The organism is Actinomadura sp. BRA 177, from assembly GCF_013372625.1.
In the GTDB taxonomy this organism is placed as follows: Bacteria; Actinomycetota; Actinomycetes; order Streptosporangiales; family Streptosporangiaceae; genus Spirillospora.
Window position 1 is genome coordinate 1 of record NZ_JABXFD010000175.1, and the last position, 2,778, is coordinate 2,778.

The window sequence follows — 2,778 nt, forward strand, 5'->3', positions numbered from 1 at the left end:
GGAGCCGAGCCCGGACGAGGTCGCCGCCGGGTACTTCACGGCCTGGTCGCGGGGCGACCTCGCGGAGATGCGGGAGTTCGTCGCCGAGCCGCCGGCCGACTTCGCCGCGCAGCACCGGGCGCTGTCGCGCGGGCTGATGGTCAGCACGATCAGGCTGGAGCCGCGTCCCGTCGTCCGGTCCGGGAAGGGCGCGGCGCACGCCGACTTCACGGTCACCCGCTCGCTGGCCGGGCACGGCGAATGGTCGTTCGGCTCGGTGCTGCGGCTCGGCCGCGTCGACGGCCGGTGGCGGGTGCTGTGGTCGCCCGCCACGCTGTACCCGGGGCTGAAGGGCTCGGGGAAGTGGACGGTCGGGCAGGTCCGCGTCCCGGCGGTGACGCTCGTCGCGCGGGACGGGAAGGCGCTGCCGGCGGACGGCCCGCTCGCGCCCTACCTCGCCGCGATCCCCGAACGGCTCGACACCGACACCGAACAGGCCGGGTGGGCGATCGTGCTCCGGGACGGCGACGGGCCGCCGCGGCGGGTGAAGGTGTTCGGCGTCAAGAAGGGCCGAAAGATCCGGACGACGCTGGACCGGCGGCTGCAGAAGGCGGCGGAGAAGGCGGTGGCGTCCGCTTCCGGCCAGGCCGCGATCGTCGCCGTCCGGCCGGCCACCGGGGAGATCCTCGCGGTGGCGGACGGGCTGGGCGGCCTCGGCGCGTTCACCGGCCGCTACCCGCCCGGCTCGACGTTCAAGGTCGTGACGGCCGGCGCGCTGCTCGCGGACGGGGCGGGCGCGGGGACCGGCGCCGACTGCCCGGCCTCGGTGGTCACCGCGCAGCGCACCATCCACAACGACGAGGACCACGCGCTCGGCCGCACGACGCTGCGCGGCGCGTTCGCCGCGTCCTGCAACACGACGTTCGCGCGGCTGGCGGTGGAGCGGCTCGGCGCGGCGAAACTGCTGGCGAGCGCGCACCGGTTCGGGTTCGGCGCCACCATCAACGCCGGGGTGGAGGCGGCCGACGGGAGCATCCCCGAACCGGAGAGCGGCGCCGAGCTGGCCGAGGACGCGATCGGGCAGGGCCGCGTCCAGGCGAGCCCGCTGCTGATGGCGTCGGTCGCCGCCGCGGCCGCGGACGGCACGTGGCGCCCGCCCCGGCTGCTGCCGAAGAAACTGATCCGCGAGGGCGGGGGAGAGATACCGGCACCGCGCCCGGTGCCCGGCGCCGCCGCGCTGCGCACGATGATGCGGGCCGTGGTCACGAGCGGCACCGCGGCCGGGGCCGGGCTCCCCGGCGGGACGGCGGGCAAGACGGGCACCGCCGAGTTCGCCGGCGGGACCCACGCCTGGTTCATCGGATACCGCGACGACGTCGCCTTCGCGGTGTTCGTCCAGGCCGGCGGCTCGGGCCCGCGGGTGGCCGCGCCGCTGGCCGCGACATTCCTGCGATAACGGCCGGGAAGTACTGAACCCGGTGCGCCGTTCGTGCGTACTCGTCCGGAGAGCGGAATGGCCTTGGGATAGGGCCCGTACGGTTTTTGGCACCAATTCGCGTCAGAGTGGCTCTTGGGGCGTATGCTCCCGGAGTGATCGGGCGGGTTCGCGAGAATCCGTCCGGGGAACGCGGCTGGAGCGAGCGGGCTCCGCCACCGCGGTCCCGCACTTGTCTCAGCAGGACCGCCGCTCGGCGGCACGGAACCGACGGCGTTCGCCGAGCTCTCCGTCTCCTCCACAGGAGAGGGCATGGCGCGACGCGATAACGGGCATGCGTCCCGGAGCAATACGCATGTTTCATCGTGGGCGGAAACGTCCGCGCGCCCCTCATCGAGACCGGCGACCGGGCAAGGCCGCTGGTCCGAGGAGCCCCAGTGGCCCGAAGGGTCCTGGTGGTCGGAGCAGCCGGACTGGTCCGACCGCGGGCGCAAGTCGTCCCGGCGCGAGCCGAGCCGGCGCGAGATGAAGCGGCACGAGAACAAGGGGCGTGCGCCGAAGGAGCGGCAGGAGCGGCAGCAGCCGCCTCCCGCCAAGCGGCGCAAGGGCCGCGACGACCCCTTCGACGTGCGCAACCAGGGCTCGGGCCGAGACGACCCCTTCGAAGCCCGCAACCGCACGCCCAGGCCGGAGGCCCGCACGCCTCGTCCTGAGGCTCGCACGCCCGCCCCGGGAGCGCGCACGCCTCGTCCGGAAGCTCGCGCGCCTCGTCCTGAGGCGCCCATGCCGCCCCCGGAGGCTCGCAGGCCCGCCCCTGAAGCGCGCACGCCTCGCCCTGAAGCGCGCAGGCCCCGGCCGGAGGCTCGCGCGCCTCGTCCTGAGGCGCCCATGCCGCCCCCGGGCACCCGCACGCCTCGGGCGGACGCGCGTGGGCCCCGGTCGGAGGTGTTCACGCCGCCGCCGTCCGATTCGCGATCGACGCGGTCCGATGTGCCGACGACACCGCCGCCCCGCAGCGGCCGGTCAGACGCGCGCACGGACCAGTTCGACGCGCGTACCACGCAGTTCGAGGACGCCCGTACGGCTCGATTCGATGCCCGTGGCGCGCAGTTCGAAGACGCGCGCACCGCGCAGTTCGACGCGCGGGCGGAGGGGCCCGGCCGGGAGCGGGACCGGTCCCGTGACTTCGAGCCGCCGCGGCCGCGTCGGCCGGAGGGGCCGCGGCCCGAGCGGCGGACGGAGCGCCGCCGGCCCCTCTTCCCCTCTGACCCTGCCCACGAAGGGGACAGTGTGAGCCCACGGGGGTGGCCCGCACTGTAAACAAAAAAAAGAGAACAAGACACAGAGCCAACACAACAACAACA

At 74.9% G+C, this 2,778-nt stretch carries 2 protein-coding genes; one reads left to right on the forward strand and one right to left on the reverse strand.

Annotated features, from left to right (window positions below):
• The coding region (locus HUX53_RS05810; RefSeq protein WP_176402136.1) for a penicillin-binding transpeptidase domain-containing protein at positions 1-1,435 on the forward strand (1,435 nt) is incomplete at its 5' end.
• Positions 1,436-2,437: 1,002 nt separating this feature from the next.
• On the opposite strand, the gene HUX53_RS05815 is transcribed toward HUX53_RS05810, so the two are convergent.
• On the reverse strand, positions 2,438-2,692 hold the full coding sequence (locus HUX53_RS05815) for a hypothetical protein (RefSeq protein WP_176402137.1): 255 nt from the start codon (positions 2,690-2,692) through the stop codon (positions 2,438-2,440).
• Between the last annotated feature and the right edge of the window lie 86 nt (positions 2,693-2,778).